The 997-nt window shown below is 54.3% G+C and carries 1 protein-coding gene; it reads left to right on the top strand.

Annotation, left to right across the window (positions count from 1 at the left end):
* The first annotated feature begins 135 nt into the window (after positions 1–135).
* The gene (locus tag AC6I6H_RS22460; protein WP_497956839.1) at positions 136–519 is read left to right on the top strand and encodes an LPXTG cell wall anchor domain-containing protein; all 384 of its coding nucleotides are present in this window, start codon (positions 136–138) and stop codon (positions 517–519) included.
* The last annotated feature ends 478 nt before the right edge of the window (positions 520–997 follow it).

Genomic DNA, 997 nt, shown 5'->3' with positions numbered 1-997 from the left:
AGCGAATCGCCGAGCACAAGCCCAAGCGAATCGCCGAGCACAAGCCCGAGCGAATCACCGAGCACAAGCCCAAGCGAATCGCCGAGCACAAGTCCGAGCGAATCGCCGAGCGTGAGCCCAAGCGAATCGCCGAGCGTGAGCCCGACACCGGCTCCGACTGACACGGTTATTATCGATGACGGTGATGTGCCGCTTGGCCCGCCTTCGAGTCCGTCTCCTTCGTCTTCGGAACCGACCGTTACTCCATCTCCTGCGGATACGGGTTCGGCAGAAGCAGCTCCGGGAGACGATGATACGGTCGTTATTGACGATGGCGATGTGCCGCTGGGTCCTCCGGCTGTTCCTTCCGCTAAGCCGGAAGATGAGCTGCAAGCCATCGAGGAAGAAAGTGTACCGCTTGCTTCCCTCCCGCAAACGGGAGAAAGCAGCCCTCTGCCGATCTATCTGGTCGGCGGCGCGATCCTGGCGGCCGGACTGCTGTTGGGCCGGGCAGGCATCCGATCCGGCAAACGCGGTTAAGTCCATAGCGCATGATTCCGAGTCCCACGGCCTCGGTTCTCTAAAGAAGCAACCGGATCTTCACATCCGGTTGCTTCTTTTTTTGTGTACTTTTCTGCCCTCCCCGTGTTTCCGCTCCCCATCCCGCTTCTCTATGAATACACCTCCCAAATCACCGGAATGAACAAGTAATTCACATCGGAAAGTCAGCTTGCCATCGGAGGGCAGGTGATGAAGTTTATTGACCCCCGGCCGATTGCAAACCCGAAAAAAGACAAATGCGGCGTTATATCGAGATATATGTTTTTACAAGATTCATTCATTTTTTGTGGTCTCCGTTAAGGTATGGGATTTCTAACGGTTGCCACGGAGCTTATTCCCGCCAAAACCGCCTTGTTTTTTTGCTAACGGTTGCCACAAAGCTTATTTGGGAAAAAACAGGCCAATTCAAGCGAAAAAACGAAAATAAGCCCTGTGGCAACCGTTACAATTTGAAACC

It is taken from the genome of Gorillibacterium sp. sgz306347 (genome assembly GCF_059735245.1).
The sequence above is the reverse complement of the archived record's forward strand: the minus strand, read 5'-3'. Positions and strand labels throughout refer to the sequence as shown.